We start from the raw sequence: 18,761 nt of genomic DNA, 5'->3' as shown, positions 1-18,761 counted from the left end.
CGCGCGAGGGCGAGGTCGTGCTCAACGACGCGTATCGGGAGATGGCGGCGCATTATTCAGCGGCGGTACTACCGGGCCGAGTGAGGCACCCGAAGGACAAGGCGAGCGTGGAAAACACTGTCTCGCACGTCGCCACCTGGGTGATTGCCGGGTTGAGGAAAGAGGTGTTCACGAGCCTGGCGCAGTTGCGGAGACGGATTCGGGAGCAGATCGATGCCTATAACAGGCAGCCGTTCCAGAAGCGGGAAGGCTCCCGGCTGAGCGTGTTCACCGCCGAGGAGAAGCCGGTGTTGCAACCGCTGCCGGCGGTGGCGTTCGAGATCAGCACCTGGACCTATGGGCGCAAAGTTGGGCGCAACGGCCACGTGGTCTGGGCGAAGAACTTTTACTCCGTGCCGTTCGCCCACATCGGCTCGAATGTTGATCTTCGTGTCACGGAGACCATGCTGGAGATCTATCGCAGCGATGAGCGCCTCGCCAGCCACCTGCTGCTGCCAGCGACGACGGCGAACCAGCATCAGACGAACGAGGCGGACCTTCCGGAGGGTCGCAGCTGGCAGGCGTGGGACCCGGGCCCGGATCGATGAATGGGCGTTACGGATGGGCCCGGCAACCGTGACGGTGATCAGCAAGATCTTCGAGTCCGTGCCGGTCGAGGAGGCCGGATACGACCCGGCCCTGGCGGTGCTGCGCCTGTCCCGCCGGTTCTCCCCGGCCCGGGTGGAAGCGGCCAGCCAGCTCGCGCTGCGGGGGCCGATACGATCGCCCCGCTACGCCCACCTGCGGCCGATCCTGGATACCGGGCAGGACAAAACCGGGATCGTCCCTGATGAGCCGGAGGGAGACGATGGCGGATACGTGCGGGGGGCGCCTACTACGCCGGAGGGGCTCGATGAGCCGCCTGGATGCGGAGACCAAACGCAAGCTGCGCGAGATGAACGCGGGCGAGTTGCTGGAGGCCATCGATACCCAAGACGAGAGGCTGAGTATCAGCTTGCCGTTCGAGGATCGTGTCCGGCTGGTCGTCGATGACGCCTATTCGTCATTTACGCATTCCAAGGTGACCGGCTTGATCCGGCGGGCAGGACTGCGTTATCCGAACGCGGATTTGCGCCGCATCGATCTTCTCGACGAGCGCGGTCTTGACCGGCAGCTGCTGACCCAGCTGGGCACCTGCTCGTTCGTGGGCAGGCAGCAGAACGTCGTCTTGCAGGGCTTCACCGGGTCGGGGAAGTCGTATCTGGGATGCGCGGTCGCCAAACGCGCCTGCGAGCACCGAATCCGCGCACATTACGTCCGTAGACCAGACCTCGAGGAAGAATGGGTCGCCGCGCAAGACAAGCCCGACGGTTCCGGTAAATTCCTGCGAAAGTATGCGGCATTCACGCTGCTGGTCATCGACGAGTGGCTCCTGGATCGACCCACGGAACCGATGCGAGGCATGCTGCTGGAACTGATGGAGCGCCGCTACGGCGAGACCTCAACAGTGTTCTGCACTCAGTATTTGCAGAAGGACTGGCACCAGCGGCTCGGCTCCCGCGTCCATGCGGACGCGATCATGGACCGGATCATCCACAACACGATCTGGGTCGAGACCGGCAACTACAACATGCGCGAACACGCAGCACTCGTGAGCGCCTAATCCTGTGACAGAGAGCGTCAGCGGCGCCAAGCCACGCGACTGCTGGCGCTCTCTGGCACTCTCCCCGGCGCTCACCCGCACGAATGGGTGGCGCTCAGGGCTTCAAATACTCAGTATTCTGGAGTTATGCCTCGTTCTGGATGGGTGAAGCCGGTTTCCGGGCGCCGGTTGTCGGATTTGGTGTCGGTGGGTTTACTGACGCGGGTGTTTCCTGCTGACGTCGTGGATTCGGTGATCGCTGATGCCGGTCGCACGGAGCGCCGGAACCGGTCGTTGCCGGCCCGGTGATGGCGTATTTCTCGATCGGGATGGCGTTGCACTCGGAGGGCTCCTATGAGGACGTGTTCGAGCAGCTCACGGACGGACTCTCGTGGTCTTCGGGGTGGTCCGAATCATGGGTGCCGCCGTCGAAATCGGCAATCTTCCAGGCGAGGTCCAGGCTGGGGTTCGAGCCCGTGCGGGATCTCTTCGCCCGTGTGGCGCGCCCCTTGGCCGAAGCCGGCACGCCGGGATCGTGGCTGGCCGGCCGCCGGTTGGTCGCGATCGACGGGACGTGCCTTGACCTGGCGGACACGCCGGCGAACGCAGACTTCTTCGGACGCCCGGCGTCCAGCCGCGGTGAACAGTCCGCGTTTCCCCAGGCCCGCATGGTGGCGCTGGCCGAATGCGGCACCCATGCGATCCTCGACGCCGAAACCGGCCCCTGCAGCACCTCGGAGATCGAGCTGTCCCGGGAGCTGGTCGGACGGTTGAGGCCTGGAATGCTGGTCCTCGCGGACCGGGGCTTCTACGGGTTCCGGCTCTGGCAGCATGCCGCCGCCACGGGCGCTGACCTGCTCTGGCGCGTCAAAACAAACCTCCGCCCCCGATACCTGGAAACCCTGCCGGACGGTTCCTGGCTGGCCACGATCATCCCGACCTCGGGCAAGAACCGGACCTCGACGACACCGCTGACCGTGCGGGTCATCGACTACACGATCGATGACGGTCGGGGCAACCCGGAAGAATACCGGCTCCTGAGCACGATCCTGGACCCCGGCGAGGCCAGCGCGGAGGACCTCGCGGCCGTCTACGCCGAACGGTGGGAGATCGAGAACACCTTCGACGAGCTGAAAACCCACCAACGCGGGCCACGAAGCGTGCTGCGGTCCAAATCCCCGGACCTCGTCCAGCAGGAAATCTGGGGGCACCTGTGCTGCCACTACGCCATCCGCACGCTCATGGCCGGCGCAGCCGCCCATGCCGGCCACGATCCCGACAGGATCTCGTTCGTCGCCGCCCTGCGCATCGCCCGACGCTCGGTCGTCCAGGGCTCTTTTTCCCCCTCGTGACCCCGGGGCGACGGCCGCAATCTGGACCAGCGCCATCCGAAAACTCCTCCACCGCCTCAACCCGGTCCGCCGACGACGCTCCAACCCGCGAGTCGTCAAACGCAAGGTGCTCAAGTGGGCGGCAAAACGCTCCCGCCACGGCCAACACCCACAGCCCGAACACCGTCCCAAAATCAGCATTCAAGACACTAACTGAACGGTATTGGCCTTAGCCGTGATCCACCGATCCGCGGCTGGTCCTGATTGTTTTCGGGACCGGCCGCGGTTTTTGTTTTCGGGTATGACGCATCGTCCGGCCTCGCCGGCGCGGACATGCCAGGGACCCCGCTCTAAGGCATCCGGCGAAGCCTGCAGATCGGGGCTGAGCTCGAACAAGGTGATCCGAACCATGAAGTCACCCCCGTCTGGCAGTGCTACTAGAAACTCCGCTCGATCCACCATGCACGCCCGGCCCGGACAAAGGCAGGAAAACAGTCAACAGTATCTTGGCGGCGTTCCCGTCCTGCCCGATCCCGGAAATCGCCCGCATCGGCCCGACCTACCGGAACTGGAAGGCAGTGATCCTGGACTACTTCGATACCAGCGGCGCCTCCAACGGCCCCACGGAAGCCACCAACGGCGTCAGCGAAACCACCCGCCGCATCGCTCGCGGCTTCCGCAACTTCACCAACTACAGACTCCGATGCCTATTCGCAGCCGGTGGCCACCGCCCCTACAGGCGGACAACCCTCAATCACCGCTAAATGGGAAGGGCCGCTTGTTCCCGGCTTTTCTTCGGCATCCGCGCCGCAGCCTCTGCGCTGGGCAGGAGGCCCGAGGGCTCAATTCCTATGTTGCGAACGCACCTTAGACCGTTAGTACTACGCTTTCAAATTTGCTAATTGCTTCGTCCTGGTAAGATAGATAATCGAATTTCTGGGCCTTTGCTTTTCCCTCTAGGAATTGATTCATGCCGGAAACAAGACCATTAACACTATTGTCGACTAGAAGGCCGTAGCCGTCCTCCAGCACACTTCTGGGGCCTACAACGTCTGTGGAGATCACGGGCTTCCCAAGAATCAAGGCCTCGAGTACAACGAGCCCCTGGCCTTCATAGTCTGACGAGAAAACAAAGCAGTCAGCACGCTGCAGCGCAGGAAACGGGTTGAATCGTAACCCGGCCAGGAACACATTGGGCTCCAGTGACAAGTCTTCTATCAGATCCTGCAGATCCTGCCGCAGCGGTCCATCGCCGAGGATTGTCAGCTTGCAATTGGGGTTCGCCTCGACTATTTCAGCGAACGCGCGGATGAGTTTGGCGTGACCCTTCTCGGGAGACAGGCGTCCGAGTGTCACAAAGTTCGTGGACCCTGCATCCATCCACTCGTGCAGATCTTCTTCAAGCGGATCAGCGGCCAGTTTCTTCGCCTCTTCGGCGTTGACCACGTTGTTGCAGTAGTCAAATTTAGCCTCCGGCAGCTCGAACGCTTCGGATAATTGACGAATATTCTCTTCGTTGACGCTTTTCGTGACGGACACCAGTTGGTCGTACTTCCCGTAGAGCCGGAACATAGATTCCAGGTAACGGAAGCGGTGGCGCCACTCGCGGTGCATGTCATTGTGCAGGTAAATGGACTTTCTGGTTGCATTGTTGGTGGTGTTTGCGAACAGTGCCGCCCAATACCTTGCGTAGCCTTCAAAGCAGACCACTGAATCGAAGCGGGCGTCGCCGAACAGGCGACGGAATTCCCGTTTGAAGGCACGATCGTAGATGTCCCAGAGCTCGGGAGTTGCGAGGTCTCCGGTGGCGTTGAACTTGTCGATCACCCATCGTTCTTCCGCGGTCACGAGCTGGATGCCCGCCCGCCCCAGAACCTGGACATGCCCTGGATTCTGGGCAAACTTTTCCAGTCGCCCTTCTTCGGATTTGACGGCGGATGGGTCGATCGCTACGAACATTCGATTGCTGACGCTGTCCACATTGCTTACAAGATTCAGATACGACGTGGTTATTCCGTTTGGAATGAACGAACCTTGATAGAAGAGCACATTGTGCTTCGGGCTTCGATCCAGTGGAACGACACATTCAGTAGCATCGAAGAAGAAGAAGTCGATCGCTCGTCGAGTGGACGATCCGTCTTCAATGGCGCAGAAAGTGTCCATACCGCGCAGGTACTTCTCGTCCGTCCGCTTCTCAACCTGAAGGGCAGTTGAGACTTCATGGAGCAGCCCCGTGGTTTCGACGCACACACGACCTGGCAGTGTTTCTAAGTCAAAGTACAGTCCCCGCTCAGAAGCGTATTCATCAAGGTCGTAGGCAAAGTAGACGATGGGTCGCCCGGTCGCCATGAAATCAAAGAAGATACTGGAGTAGTCGGTGATGAGTACATCCACTACGGCGAGCAGGTCGTTGGTCGGGATGTCGTCCGGCACGACGAACTTGTCCAGCGCTCCTTGGGTCCCCTCCTTGGACGTCAGCGCGTGGCCTCGGTACAACGGCACGCAGTCAAGCGTCGCAAGCTGCTCCATAACACTTGGAACGTCGACGTCGCCCGTCTCGAGCGAGCCAAGGGAGCCGCGCCAAGTGGGTGCGTAGAGCACGACCTTCTGGCCGTCGTTTATCCCCAAATGACGGCGCAGCTCCAGCTTTTGCTGCTCACTGGCTCCAACGGTGGCGTCGATGCGCGGGTACCCTGTGACTGCCAGTTGTCCTGCGAAGATGCCCTCGACATCGTATTTTTCGATGAGACACTCTGCGGTGAACTGGTTCGGAGCAATCATGTGGGTTGTATGCAGGAAGTTCCGCGCAGCATTCCGATGATCCATGAAGCCGTTTTTGATGTCGCGGCCCAGGGTCTTGAGCGGAGTCCCGTGCCATGTGTTCAAATATTTCTGTCCCTCACGCCTGACGAAATAGGGCGGGAACGTGTTGTTGTTGATCAGATACGTCGCAGTGGACAGATAGCGCAGGTAAAGGTCGCTATCGCGGGCGGCAAAGATGACGTTCTTCCGGCCAGCCAGCTCGTGCGGAATTCGGTCCTTGTCATTGAGCGCCCATACGTGAGTCCAAGAGTCGAACCGAGGATCGTCCAGGAGGTTCCGGCAGATCTGCAAGGGATTGCAGGAAACCGAGCTTCCGTGGCCGCTCTCGTACAGTACGGTCGAGGGAGCCAGTGGGAGCGCCTCAAGGTACTCGGTATAGACCATCGACTGATTGAGCTCTATGTTCTTACGATAGGGAGCTGTGTCGACGCCATGTGCCCGCCTGAACACGCGTGTCTCCAGGTAGGCACGGCTAGCCGCCTCAAAGTTCCCGATTTCCTGAAGCACTCGGCCCAATCGGTAATAAGCCTTGGGGGAGTGGCTCTCCAGCCGCCTGACGCCGGCGTCGAAGGCTTCCGCGGCGAGAGGGCGCATTCCCCGGAGCTCCAGGCGTTCCCCTGCCTCAAAGCACCGTTGGGCTGACTGTGATCTCAGCGCGGCGTCCAGGCCCTCGGCAAGGAGTTTTTCCTCATAGACGCCCACCGGCCGGTCTTGCCCCGCGGTGACAGCCTCGGTTTTTGGTTTGAGCGTGGCGGCGAACGACATGCACGCGCCTTCGAAGTCGCGTGCCTGAGTACGAACGTAGCCCAGGCGGTAGTACCAATACGAGGGGGCGGGACTATGCAGACTAATCGCGTATTCGTAGGCGGAAGCAGCTTTATTCCACTCAGCGAGCCGCTCGTGGGCGAAGCCCAAGCGGTAATGCCACTGTGGAACAGTGGGATCCCCGGCCACGGCCGACCGGAACGATTCAATGGCCTCGCGCCACTTGTAAGAGCGCACTAGGGCATAGCCGAGCTTGTAGTGCAGCTCAGCTGACGTTCGTTCATGACGAAGGGCACTCCTGAACGCATCCGCGGCGGCTACCCATCGACCCCTTTTCTGGAAGAACACTCCTACGCCGAAGGCTTTCGCCTGGAGCTCAGTATCGGCAGCGACAGCCCGCTGGTAGGAGCGGCGGGCCTTGCCGGGCTGCTCTAGGAGCTCCCAGCACCAGCCCTCACGGAAGTGGAGATCCGCCTGTTCAGGTTTCAGCAGCGCCGCAGCCGCATAGTTCTCGCCGGCCTCGGCGAACCTGTTCATCGAGAACTGCGCATCAGCCAACTGGACGAGCCATGCAGGATCGTCGCTGTTGACACGCAAGCCGTCAGTCAGCGCCGCGATCTGCTGCCACAAAGGGGCCTTGCTTTCCACCAACTCCTCCACTCGTTTGCGGTGGCCCTCGGAGCCACGCATTTCAAGTGAAGCTGCTCGTGCCGAAGCCTCTGCTGTACCCAGCCGATGCGCCCATCGGTTCCGTCCGGGTTTCAGGGCGAGTGAGGACTTATAAGCCGCCACGGCGGCGTCGTAATTCCCCAGCTGTTCCTGGACGAAGCCCAGGCGGTAGTGCCACGAAGCTACGCCTGGTTCCAGCACCGTTGCTTCTTGGAGATGCGCGGCTGATTCCTCGAACTGCCGGAGGTGGAAGTGGGCATGACCGAGCCGGAAAGCTAGCTCGCCGTCGGCAGCGTTCGCGCCGTCGAGTAATGCGGTGTAGACCTCAACGGCGGCGGCCCATTCTTTCCGTTCTTCAAGAATAAGGCCATGTTCGATCGTATTTTGCGCGGGGCTCATGATTTGTGCTGCGTCCTAAGTTCGTGGCTGTCATCAGGTTCAAACCGGCTGGCGACTGGCAATGCTCGTATTCGTGCCCCGGCCGCGGCCGCCTAATTCTCGGCGGGTGAAGACGAGCGGCTGGATCCCACCGGCACCGGAGCGCCTGGGACTTCCGGCCACAGCGCATCGAACACGCGTTGGGTGGCCTCTCCATCGCATTGCGAGGCAAAGGCCTCGACAAAAGCCTCATATTTGGGCGCGTAGCGGCGCGAAACCGAAGAGATGTTCTTGATGGAACGAACGACTTGCTCCGTTGTGTTGTGCAGGGGACCGGGCGCCTTTTCTTCGAGATCAAAGTAGAAGCCGCGGGTCGAGTCCCGGTACTGCTCGATATCCGGCGTCAGGAAGATGATCGGCTTGCCCGTGACACAGAAATCGAACATGACGGACGAATAATCGTTCACCAGGATATCCGCGGCCGCGTAGAGGTCGTTGACTTCCGGGTACTCGGTCACATCGATGACAAACTTGTTTGCCGCCGTCTGCCGCTGGCCGGCGATGTTGTGGTGTCCGCGCAGAAGCAGCACGTAGTCGTCGCCGAGCAGTTGCTGGGCCTTTTCGAAATCGAGGTACGTGACCATCTCATACTGCCGCGAGGCGTTCTTGGCGTCGTCGCGCCAGGTTGGCGCGTAAAGAATCGCAGTCTTGCCCTCGGGGATGCCAAGCCGCCGGCGTATGGCCGGGCGGTCCTCTGCCATGCGCTCTCGGGTAAGGCTGTCGTTACGGGGATAGCCCTCCGTCACAACCCGTCCCTCAAAGCCGAAGCAATTGGCAAGGACCCCGGCGGCGTAGTCGTTCTGCGCCAGCAGCGCATCCCAATACTCCGCCTCGCGCCACATCAGGTTCCAGTACGAAAGCGAGAAGTTGGTGCGGGCAACGTCGTTGCCGAGCTTCTTGAGGGGTGTTCCGTGCCAGGTCTGGATGTAGACCTGACCCTCGCGCTTGCGGAAGTAGAACGGGAAGTTGTTGTTGTTGATTAGAATGCGGACTTCGGACAGGAGCTGGTACCACAGCCGGGAACCGATCAGCACCGGTTCGGTTCCAGCGGGCACGGGCACCGAGAAGTCGGCAACAGCCCAGTACATGGGCCACCGGCTTCCCCGGCTCTGGAATTCCTCCAGGAGGCGACGTGGGCTGTCAGTCGCGCGACGTCCGCCGAAGCACATGAATAGGATGGCGTCAGTGAGCTCGGCATCCCCGCCCACGGTTACCGGCGTGCGGAGCGTTTGCTGGTTGAATCTTCCCACCTCGTCAGAACCAAAGGGAGGCCGAAGGTGGATGGTCAGCGCCGCGGTCTTGGCCGTGCGGCTCACGCCGATTTCCAGCCGGTCCGCTTCAATCCGTCGGGGCATCTGCGTCTGGAGCCCTGACGACGCCGGGAACCAGTACCCGAGGTGGTCCGCGACCCCCGGGGGAACGAAACGCACGCTGTAGGCACCGATCTCCGGCATCACTTCCTCACCATCCCAGGGGTTCTGGGGCAACAGGAAGTCCGCGGTAAAGGCGTTGCTACCGTCGTTGGTGCGGACCGTCAACGCAACGTCCGTCGCGGGGATGACTGCCTTTCCGCTCGAGAGTACGAAGCGGGGAGCGTGAATGACAGGCAGGTCGGCTGTGCCTTCGACCCGAAGGGTGCGCCCGTCGGCCGACACCTCGACGGCGGAAGCAATGACGCGGGTCTTCCGCTCCTCAACGGTGATGAACCCGTATCCTGTCAGGCCCAGCCTGAGGCTGCGGGTCTGGTCGGACAGAGCTTCGAACTCCGTGGAACCTTCGGGCCACGCCACCGGCTGCGGGGTCTTGAAGCCGCTGTCCAAGCGCAAATGCCATTCATACTCGACGGTGGCGGAAGCGCCAGATCCGAGCGATGGGACGTCGACGACATAGACCGCAGTGTTGCCGTCCACGCTGAGGCAGGTCGCCGTCTTCCGGATGCCGAATTTACGGGACTCAATTGACACCTTGGCGGCAACGGGTGCCGAATGGGCCTCTACGTTCAGGGTGAGGGTCCGTCCGATGAGCTCCAGAGAGGTCGCCACATACAGGGGTGTGACCGGAACAAAGGTCAGGCCGGTGGTTGCCGGGCGCATCTCCACGGCCGTCCGGGCAACATCCAGCATCGGGCCAACCGGGAGCTGGCCGGTGGCTCCGTTTAGGTCGCGTCGACTCAACGGCGCGGAAAGTGACCGGCCGCCGGCGGTCACGGTGAGAAGAACGTACCAGTTGGCGGGGGGCACGGCCGGGTCTGCGTCTGCGTCCAACATCACGGCCGGGTCAATTGTGGTGCGGAAACCGGCTTCGGCGTAGGAGGTCCAGTTATCGCTGGACTCCCAGTCGATGGATGCGTCGGAGTGGCGCTCCACGGTCAGTTGGACGGCTTCCTCGGTGTCGGCGTTGACCAGGGACGCTTGGATGGAGAGGTCGCCTTCGAGAGGGTCCACCGACGAAATATAAGCATGACCGCCAATTTCCAGCTGCCCGTCAGCCTGCCAGGCGAAGTGCGTCATTTTGCTGATCAGCCGAAGGTCGATATCCCGGCAGGGCAAGAGGTTCGGGTCGTACTCCGAGAGTTCATCCAGGTACCGAGGCTGCGCGACTAGGCCGTCATCCGTGATCCGAGTGGGGAAGCTGGAACTGTGGTCACTTCGGTGGTTACAAATGCGGACCACGTCCTCGCGCCTGTCCGCGAGGACGGCCGAAAGGATCAGCCGGTTGTGGATCCTGATGGCTTCCCAGTCCAACTCCTGGCCGTCGCTGAGACGGCGAACGGTGGCGTGGAGCAGATCCCAGTACGCCTGCTCGGTGCGAGGGACAACCTCGTAGAAACGGAAGAGACCATTGCCCAGCTCTTGGGAAAGGGCACGGCGATAAACCTCAGTCGTCGAGGTCCGGCATATTTCGGCGGCCAGGGATTCCAGCCGGTGCAGACGGTCTTCCAGATACTGCATGTCACAAAGCAGTTCGCGCACCGGAGGGCGGATGGCAACGTCTGAGGAAGTATTGACTGCCTTGAGATCCAAGATGTCGAAGGACTGGGCCCGGGAGTAAAGGGTAGGGATCACTTCGAACTGCCAGTGATGGCGGTCCGCTCCAATGTCATCCGTGGCTGAAATCCAGAAGTCGCGGTCAAAGAGTTTGTTGGCGAGGACACCGTCCGCCAGGATCTCCGGGACCTCGGAAAGCGCAGCAGCCGGCCGCGGAATGCCATGGAGTTCGCGCTGCCACAGCGGCGTGGTACTGGTCTTGCCTTTCATGACGCCGGTCATGCCGACGGAGAAGGACGAACCAGTTTCCTTGAGGGTTTTGAACATCGCTTGCAGGCTGGATTTCTCCATCAGGTCGCCGGCGGTTACGAACATCACGCAGCCGGCCGCAGTTCCAGCCACTGCACTCTTTCGTGCCTCTTCCTCAGTGGTTTCCGCGAAGGCGAGGTACTTAACCCGAACGTCCCGATTGGCGAACGCCTGCGCGGGGATGCGGCCCTCTTCTTCGGCGGACGTATCCACCACAATCATTTCCATTGCGGCAGGTTTCTCGCCCACGAGGCTCTGTAATGTCGCTGTCGGGTCCGGCGCATCGTCGGTCACAAGTATGACGAGTGCGACCTGCGGCTTTTGCATCGGCGTGGCCGGTGACGCGGTGACAGCACGCTGCGCCTTTGCCACGTTGGCGGGGTGTGCCACCTTACGGATCTGCTGCTGCTGCTCCGGGGGCATTGCCCGCCATACGCGACGTAGGTTCCTCTCAGCGGTAGCTTTCAACGCAGCTATGGCTTGGCTCTGCTTGCGACCTGGCATTCTTGTCTTCGCTTCTCTCGAGTGGTCCAACCGGTGGTTGTCTCTTCATGATCATTTGATACGAGTAAATCGTTGCACGGCGGCCAGCGAGTGGCCGATCCCGTGGCGACACCTTCAGAAGGGTTTCCTCAGGAGCAAGTCGACATTCTGGTCTCCGGCGCGTCCCATGACCGCTTCGCGGTCAAGTCCCGGACGGTTGATGGCGAGTTCGAGGCTTAAGGCGGCCAGGGACCGGGCGGTGTGCCCTCCTTCATAGATCACGCTCTCCGGCGCCGAGTGGTCTACCAGAGTGGCCGCGATGGACAGCGTCCCGTCTCCGTTGTCCAGGAGTTCAACAATCCTCGATTGCTGCGGGTAGTCGATCAGCGAGGCCGTAGTGATTTCCCAGAATCCGCCATATTCGTATTTGGTTTTGTGCGGGACCACCCTGTGCTTGTGCCCGTGGCCATTCATCCACGCGACCACGTTGGGAAAACGGGTGAGGAGTCCCAGGACCGCTGATCGGTTCAGGGGCGGCGGCCCGCCGTCGGATGGGTGCTTTTTCTCGGAAAAGCCCGACAGCGGATGGTGGCCGAACAAAACCATCAGGCGATCCTCCGCCTTGGAGGTGGTGAGCTTGCCCTTCGCGTCATAGAATTTCCCGGAAACCTGCCGGAGTTCTTCCTCCAGCCAGTCGGCCTGGGCGGCGTCCAGCGCGGCTTCAGTGCCTCCATCCGGGCTCGCGGTGTTCAGCATGATGCCCGTAACGTCCGGCGACAGCTCGAAGGTGTAGTAGGGCTCAACTCGTGAATTAGGGCCGGAGACAAACCGGGCATTCCCAGCATCCTGCGGCCAGGCGTCCATGAACTCAGTCTTGCTGAACGCTCGCCGAAGTTTGGAGCCACTCACTTTTCGTGACGTCATGGACGCGATGAGACGCCGGCGTTCAGCGTCATCGGAACTCCTGACTGTTTTCCAGAAGTCCGTTGGGTTCAGACCACGGGGCAGCCGGGTGGGAAGACGGTCGCCGATTCGAACAGCATCGACGAACTTAGCTTTCGGCGAAATCGGACCGGACTCCGGCCGGCCGGCTTCATCGTGGTTACCCACGCCGATGTACCAGGGGAAATCCGAGCCTTCTGCTGCCACCGGCTTAATCGCCGCGGCGAGGAATCCCGGAACTGCGGGATAACCGTGACGGGTTTTCCAGTCGTCCGGGGGCAACAGCGAGGTTTCAGGCTCGGGATGCCAGATGCTCTTGGACAGTTCGAGGGGGGCCGGACCGTGATCCTGGATCCCCTCATAGCTGCCGGCCGGGTGTGAGCTCACCGGCACACCCTTGAACACGCCGACCGCCGCCGACAATTCAGTGAGGGCATATGAGTTCGTGAGGTCACCGGTAATCACCAGGCAATCCAGGGCTCGTTGGCTGAAAGGGCCGCGCCCCACGGCATTGAGTTTTCCTACCATTGCGTTCAACACCTGAATCGTCAACAGGTCTTGCGGCCTGAACTTCCCGGAGTTCGGAAATCCTTCGGAGAAGTCCAAGTACTGCCACAGGAAGGACAGCCTCCCCGGATTCGCCGCGTCCAGCACATGCGAATCAGTCAGGAGCCCGAAAGCGGCCAGCCCGGACCGCTTGCCGTTCGCCACGCGGCTCCGGGGGCACAGTTCCTCACGAATCTCTGTCTCGATAGCAGGCCCGCGCGCGAGCCGCCGGTACGGCAGACGCGACACGCGCCGGGGCCCAGCTGTGACTGTGCCGTCCAAGGTTGTCGACGATGCACCATGCTGTGGCTCCGGCGCAGCACCGGGCTGGGGCTCCGACGCACTAGGCTGCGGATCCACGCCTGCGCCGCCGGTGGACTCGGACAGCCCCAGCACGGTGAAGCCGATCGCGCCGCCAAATGCCCACCGAACGGCCTCCCGTCGCGATGCTAGCTTCTTGATCTGTCGCACTTGCTGATGTGGCCCTTTGCTGTTGCCCCTAGATGCTGGCGTTGGCGCGGATCAGGTCGTCCGGGAAGTCAACCTCAACGGCATAGAACTCGCTGATGTCCACGGGGGTCCACTTGACGTCGTCCTGCTTGATGGTCAGTTCGATCGCGCCCTCGAAGTAGTCCTGGTCGTCGACCTCAATGAGGCGCTTGAGGAACTTCTTCTTGTCCTTCGAGCTGACGTAGTTGATGCCGACAGCCTCGCCCTGGGCCACGTCGGCGGCCACCCTCTTGGAGAGCTCCTGGATCTTGCCGTCAGCGTCGGTGGTGTACTTGACTTCCTCGTCGGATACCGAGGAGACATCAACGGTGATGAATGATTCATCCCGCTTGATGTAGGGGATCAGCATCTCCAGGATGTCCGGGTCGAACACAACATCGCCGTTCATCCACAACACGCCGCCCTTGGCTGAATTGCGGATGGCCTTCAGGAGGCTCTTGGACGTGTTGGTCTGGTCAAAGTTCTCGTTGTACACAAAGGAAGCGTTAGGCACGTGTTCGAGGATCATCTCGAGTTTGAAACCGACGGCAATGGTGAGCAGAAGCCTCTTGCCAAACTTGTTCTGCAGGTTCTGGACCTGCTGGTGCATGATGGTCCGGCCATCACTGAGCTCGGTCATGGGCTTGGGGTGCGGACGCGCCAACCGCGTGCCCATTCCGGCGGCAAGAATTACGGCCTGGATTTTCATATGCTTATTCCTCTTCGACGAGCGATCCTGGTGGCGGGAGCGGCGAGCCGTGGCATCACTCGAGACCACCCCGGAACCGTCTGCACGGGCCAAAGGGAGCTTCCCCCGGGGTCAAGCATAACGGTTGAGTGACAGGGCGCCAATGCTGCAGGCCACCGGACGTTAATGTCGCGTTAATTTCAATATCGTGTTAAGTTCGGCGCTGCCTTGTTCAGCCCAGCAGCAGCAGCGCGATGACCAAGGCCGGGACGGCGACGGCAACCAATGTGACGGCCACCAGCGCCGTGAGGCGTTTGCGGCTGTACGTCACTTCCTCGTCGTCCATGTCCGGCTCGGCGGCGCGCTTGGCCGTCGCGGGGCGCTCTGGGGCCCGTGGAAGCGGCCGCGCGCCGGGGACCAGAAGCGAGTCCGGGATGTCCTCGTGATGTCGGCGGCGGCGCAGGTGCCGCGGGGCGGCGACCAGCGGGGGAGCGCCGTAGGCAGGGTCTTCCAAGGTCTCGTCCTCCTCGCCTCAATCGACCATGAATCGGGCTGACGGCTTCAACCTGATGTCCATCAATTCTGACATTGCCGCCGGCTGATCCGCGCATTCGGGCCGTAGGGACGCGTCGATGAGGCCCCCGGTTTCGATGACAAAATGCCGCAACCACTGGCCTGGGTCGAGATCCGGGTGCGAGGCAACCATCTGAACGTCCGCCGTCGTGCACTGACCTATCAGCCGTCCGGCACGGGTGACATGGTAGCTGGACGTGACCACGGTGACGGACTTCCAGCCGTTGAGCGCCACGATCCGGGAAATCGCCCGCGCTTCGCCCCGGGTGTCCAGATCCGGTGGCCGGAAACAGACCAACGACGGGTTCGGGAAAGCGGCCGAGCGGCAGACGTCGTCGGCCGCCCTGTTGCCGAAGGTGTCCGTGGAGGAAAGCACCAGGACGGGGATGCCAAGGTCCTGCTGCAGGCGCTGCGCCGCGGGCAATCGTTCCGAGGCAGCGCCCCCGAGCATGATGACGGCATCCGTGCGGTGCACGCTCAACAGGTCGGTGTTGACGAAGAGCTGCACAGCGACGATCAGCCACAGCAGGAAGCCCCCGGCGGTGAAGGCAAGCGCCCTGCGGGTTGCGGTAATAACCGCGGGGACGGAAGGAAGCACGGGTCAGAGTCTTTCACGCGTGGTCGACTGGGCGAAATGGTGGGAAATTCCTGCGCCAAAACTCACAGGGAAAATGGCGCCGCCCTTGTGGAAGAAGTGACGAAAGTGTGTGGGGTGACAGATGTGAATTGACGCCCATGCAGTGGGCACCCACGTAGGTCTCACCAACAGGTCTCAACCTTAGGTCTCACCCTTAAGCGAGCAATCTTGCGAAAACTGAACATAGCGGCAACAGTCATTGCCGCCGTGATGCTGGCAGCCGCGCTGCCACCGGCAGCCTCCGCCGCGACGCAGATTGATGCGGGAGTTCCGGTGGCCGTCCCCTCGGTCACGGATCCTTCTCCCACACCACAGGTCGACGACTTTGTCCGGCCGAAGCCGCCGGCCGGCAGGCCAAATCCGAGTACACCTACGTGAGTGCACCGCTCGCAGGGACCATGAAATCCACGTTGGTGACGGTCCAGCTGGCCGACAAATCGGCAGCGGCAACCGACGACGCCGTGCGGCGCTGTCCGTGTCCGGCCGCCATGGCTGCAAGGTCAGCATTGCCATCACCCGGTCCGGCCAGTACCGCGTCTGCGCCTACGGCATCTGGATGAGCCCCTCAAGGAGGGCAACACGCTGCTGGGCTGCAGGGCCCTCGCGGCGGCGGTTGCGCCTGCCCCGACGGGTTATCTGGACACCGTGAGCCTGACCGGCACGAGCGCCAACAAGTCCGTGACCGCCACCGGCTGGATAGTGGACCCAGCTTCCCGAGCCGGAGCGTGCCGGTCAACGTCTGCGTCAAGTTTCCGAACGGCACGTCGAAGACCTTCAAGTCCACCACGAACGTTGCCCGGCCGGACGTCAACGCTGCGCTGAGAATCAGCGGAATCCACGGTTACCGCACGGTTGTGCCGATCTCGAGCCGCGGAAAATACATGGTGTGTGCCTCCAGCCCGGGAATCACAGTGCTCACCACAGGCGTTTCCCAGCTCGGGTGCAAAGCCGTCACCTACTGAGAACTGCGGCTGGGCAGGGCGGATGTAAGCGGTTCTCCGGGCGTCGTTAGTCCTGCGTTCACCTCGGACGGCCATTCTCTTTACCTGAGACCCCTACCTTCGATGAAGGTACAAAACGTGCCCAACTTCCTTTTGGCGGAATAGCCAGAGGGATCCCTGATGCAGTGGCCCTCGCCGCCACCACGCTTTACTACCGGGGCCGTGCGTGCAGAATGCGACGTCGTACCGGATACGGCCGCACAGCCGCAGGATCAGGGACTGCTGGGCGTCGTCGACGGCATGCGAAAAGCCGTGTGGCATTTGAGGTCCGGAGGCATGGCTCAGCTTCAGGAGTGGAGACGGCGTCAGAAGGCGGAACCGGGCATCCCCGTCCCGCAGGGCACCAGGGGTCCAGAGGGCGAATGGGCGGGCCGAGGATCAAACCGGCAGGTGCGGTTCGCACCCTACGAATCCTCCCGACTGGCACGGCGGCGCACGGATCTGAACGTGGGCGTGATTCTTGACGATTTCACGCGCACCGCTTTTTCGTTCGAATGGAACCTGCTCGAACTGCGCAGGGAGCTGTGGCGGGATCAGCTGGGGCAAAACCGGATCGATTTCTTGTTCGTGGAATCTGCCTGGAACGGAAATTCGGGATCCTGGCACGGTCAGCTCACGGGTACCTCCGGCCCGGGCATAGAGTTTATCCGACTCATGGAGTGGTGCCGTGCGCACGGAATTCCGACTGTCTTCTGGAATAAGGAAGACCCGCCCCACTACGATGATTTTCTTCCGGCAGCCAAGTTGTTTGACCATGTTTTTACCAGTGATTCGGACCGCATTCCTGACTACGTGAGGGATTTGGGCCATGACAGGGTTGACACCCTGCCGTTTGCCGCGCAGCCAGCCATTCACAACCCTGTCCGGACGGGCCACGGACGGCACTCGCGGGGCTTTCGCGGGGATGTATTTTGCTCATAAGTACCCCCAACGGCGCGCCCAGATGGACATGCTCCTGGGGGCGGCCATGACCGAAGCAATAACGGGCGGCGCCGAGCTGGACATATTCTCCCGCCAGCTGGGAGGGGCAGGGAAGTACCAGTTCCCGGATCCGTTTGACAAGCATGTAGTGGGCTCATTGAGCTACGCCCAGATGCTGACCGCATACCGGGCGTACAAGGCCTTTTTGAATGTCAATTCCGAGATCGGATCGCCCAGCATGTGTGCCCGACGGATATTTGAGATCACGGCCTCGGGCACACCAGTCGTCTCGACGCCCAGCGCCGCGATACCGCGGTTCTTTGAAGACGATGAGGTCCTGGTTGCCGAAGCCAAGCCTGAGGCGGAGAACATGCTGCGGATGCTGACATCCAACGCGGAATTCAATGAACGGGTGGTCCATAAGGCCCAGCGCCGAATCTGGCGGGAGCACACTTACGCGCACCGGGCCGAGTCCATCGTTCGGGCGATCGCGCCGGAGCGATGCCTGCCGGTCGATCTCCCCCCAGTCAGCGCTTTGGTGAGCACAACCCGTCCGCAACAGCTGAGCCACATATTTCAGACCGCGGGGAGCCAGGACGGCGTGGACCGGGAGCTCGTTCTGCTGACTCACGGTTTTGTGGCCGCCGAGGGCCAGCTGGCTGATCTGGCCCACGCCCATGGCGTGGCGAAGTACAGGCTGCTCGCCGCCCCGGACACCCTGACCCTCGGGGAGTGCCTCAACTTGTGCGTTAAAGCATCGGCAGGGGCTGTCCTTACCAGGATGGACGACCTCGACTACTACGCGCCGAACTACCTCGTTGATTTGCTGCATGCGCTGAGTTACTCCCAATGCCGTTCGGTTAGGCGCCGGAGTTCAGCGTCAAGTCCCACCGCGTCGGCGTGTTCTCCGGGAAAAGAGGTGTGGCTCCTGTTGAAGTAGTTCGGTCCTCCAAGACTGATCTACCCCCACGGGAGCCACGATGTCCGATTCTGCCATTAATCACGCCCCGGGGGTACTCGCCCCCGGCCACTTGGGTGAGCTGACCCGCGTGGTGCCGTTCGAGATGGTCGATGCCGCCCTCGAGACGGCCGGAGGCAAGGAACAGCGGGTGCGCCGGCTGCCCTCCCGCGTCGTGGTCTACCTGCTGCTGGCCGGGGTCCTGTTCGCCGACCAGGGCTGGAAACAGGTCTTCTCACGCCTGGTCTCCGGACTTCCCACACCCCTGAAGAACCCCACGGCCTCGTCGCTGAGCCAGGCCATGCGCCGGGTGGGCCCGGCGCCGCTGCGCGAACTGTTCACCCTTCTCAAGGGCCCCGCGGTGACCGGGAACCGGCAGGTAACCCGGTTCGCCGGCCGGCTGGTGGTGGCCATCGACGGTACGCAGATCGCCGTGGCCGACACCGAGGCCAACCGGGCGAGGTATCCCAAGCCGCGCGGCGGACCCAACGGCGAGGCCGGATACCCCATGCTCCGGATGGTCGCGATCCTCACCGCCGGGACCCGGTCGGTGATCGAGGCGGCCTTCGGCACCGATGCC

Annotated in this window: 12 protein-coding genes and 2 pseudogenes; 8 read left to right on the top strand and 6 right to left on the bottom strand. The window is 62.1% G+C overall.

Annotation, left to right across the window (positions count from 1 at the left end):
• The 4 genes and pseudogenes from J9611_RS04540 to J9611_RS04525 all read left to right on the top strand — a co-directional run.
• A pseudogene (locus tag J9611_RS04540) lies at positions 1-896 on the top strand (Mu transposase domain-containing protein); the annotation flags it as partial.
• Positions 893-1,642, top strand: coding sequence for an ATP-binding protein (locus tag J9611_RS04535; protein WP_211878095.1), 750 nt, complete (start codon positions 893-895; stop codon positions 1,640-1,642). The pseudogene J9611_RS04540 and the gene J9611_RS04535, both read left to right, overlap by 4 nt.
• A gap of 126 nt (positions 1,643-1,768) precedes the next feature.
• Positions 1,769-2,973, top strand: a pseudogene (locus tag J9611_RS04530) (IS4 family transposase).
• A 410-nt stretch (positions 2,974-3,383) separates the two neighbouring features.
• Positions 3,384-3,716: a transposase gene (locus J9611_RS04525; protein WP_372447760.1), complete on the top strand. Its 333-nt coding sequence runs from the start codon at positions 3,384-3,386 to the stop codon at positions 3,714-3,716.
• Positions 3,717-3,819: 103 nt separating this feature from the next.
• Here the strand turns inward: J9611_RS04525 and J9611_RS04520 are convergent, their stop codons facing one another.
• From J9611_RS04520 to J9611_RS04495, 6 genes are all read right to left on the bottom strand, one after another.
• Positions 3,820-7,608 (bottom strand): CDP-glycerol glycerophosphotransferase family protein, encoded by a 3,789-nt coding sequence (locus J9611_RS04520; RefSeq protein ID WP_211878091.1) that lies wholly within the window; start codon positions 7,606-7,608, stop codon positions 3,820-3,822.
• Between the two features lie 92 nt (positions 7,609-7,700).
• Positions 7,701-11,366, bottom strand: coding sequence for a CDP-glycerol glycerophosphotransferase family protein (locus J9611_RS04515; protein WP_211878089.1), 3,666 nt, complete (start codon positions 11,364-11,366; stop codon positions 7,701-7,703).
• Positions 11,367-11,561: 195 nt separating this feature from the next.
• Positions 11,562-13,079, bottom strand: coding sequence for a metallophosphoesterase family protein (locus J9611_RS04510; protein WP_211878088.1), 1,518 nt, complete (start codon positions 13,077-13,079; stop codon positions 11,562-11,564).
• Between the two features lie 334 nt (positions 13,080-13,413).
• Positions 13,414-14,112 (bottom strand): phosphocholine cytidylyltransferase family protein, encoded by a 699-nt coding sequence (locus J9611_RS04505; protein WP_211878087.1) that lies wholly within the window; start codon positions 14,110-14,112, stop codon positions 13,414-13,416.
• A 211-nt stretch (positions 14,113-14,323) separates the two neighbouring features.
• Positions 14,324-14,605, bottom strand: a complete 282-nt coding sequence (locus J9611_RS04500) for a hypothetical protein (protein ID WP_211878086.1) — start codon at positions 14,603-14,605, stop codon at positions 14,324-14,326.
• A gap of 18 nt (positions 14,606-14,623) precedes the next feature.
• Entirely contained in the window at positions 14,624-15,262 is a 639-nt protein-coding gene (locus J9611_RS04495; protein ID WP_307857018.1) for a YdcF family protein, read from the bottom strand.
• Positions 15,263-16,026: 764 nt separating this feature from the next.
• Here J9611_RS04495 and J9611_RS04490 point away from each other — a divergent pair.
• From J9611_RS04490 to J9611_RS04475, 4 genes are all read left to right on the top strand, one after another.
• Entirely contained in the window at positions 16,027-16,263 is a 237-nt protein-coding gene (locus tag J9611_RS04490; RefSeq protein WP_211878085.1) for a hypothetical protein, read from the top strand.
• A 159-nt stretch (positions 16,264-16,422) separates the two neighbouring features.
• Entirely contained in the window at positions 16,423-17,223 is an 801-nt protein-coding gene (locus J9611_RS04485; protein ID WP_211878084.1) for a CgeB family protein, read from the top strand.
• Between the two features lie 46 nt (positions 17,224-17,269).
• Positions 17,270-18,163, top strand: a complete 894-nt coding sequence (locus tag J9611_RS04480) for a glycosyltransferase family protein (protein WP_211878083.1) — start codon at positions 17,270-17,272, stop codon at positions 18,161-18,163.
• 40 nt (positions 18,164-18,203) lie between these two features.
• On the top strand, positions 18,204-18,761 hold a 558-nt coding region (locus tag J9611_RS04475), incomplete at its 3' end, for a transposase domain-containing protein (RefSeq protein WP_211878082.1).

This window comes from Pseudarthrobacter albicanus (assembly GCF_018224015.1).
In the GTDB taxonomy this organism is placed as follows: Bacteria; Actinomycetota; Actinomycetes; order Actinomycetales; family Micrococcaceae; genus Arthrobacter; species Arthrobacter albicanus.
Note: the sequence above shows the minus strand (reverse complement) of the source record. Positions and strands in the feature narration are given on the sequence as shown.